The following is a 499-nucleotide window of genomic DNA, read 5'->3' as shown; positions in this document are numbered from 1 at the left end:
ACGGTCACGGTTGAAACCGCCACCGGACGGACGGTCGTCGCGACGGAAGCCACCGCGGTCGTCACGGTCACGGTTGAAGCCACCACCGGACGGACGGTCGTCACGACGGAACCCGCCACCCTGCGGACGGTCATCGCGACGGAAACCCCCACCCTGCGGACGGTCGTCGCGACGGAAGCCGCCACGGTCGTCACGGTCGCGGTTGAAGCCGCCACCTTGGGGGCGGTCGTCGCGACGCGGACGGTCATCGCGGTCGTCACGGCGGAAGCCGCCCTGCGGACGGTCGTCACGGCGGAAGCCGCCACCCTGCGGACGGTCGTCACGACGGAAGCCGCCACGGTCGTCACGGTCACGGTTGAAACCGCCACCGGACGGACGGTCGTCACGACGGAAGCCACCGCGGTCGTCACGGTCACGGTTGAAACCGCCACCGGACGGACGGTCGTCGCGACGGAAGCCACCGCGGTCGTCACGGTCACGGTTGAAGCCACCACCGGAC

General features: G+C 70.7%; 1 pseudogene. It reads right to left on the bottom strand.

The features are described 5' to 3' along the window. Nucleotides 1-499: pseudogene (locus VM95_RS45795) on the bottom strand (DEAD/DEAH box helicase); the annotation flags it as partial.

It is taken from the genome of Streptomyces rubellomurinus, assembly GCF_000961885.1.
GTDB classification, from domain to species: domain Bacteria; phylum Actinomycetota; class Actinomycetes; order Streptomycetales; family Streptomycetaceae; genus Kitasatospora; species Kitasatospora rubellomurina.
Note: the sequence above shows the minus strand (reverse complement) of the source record. Positions and strands in the feature narration are given on the sequence as shown.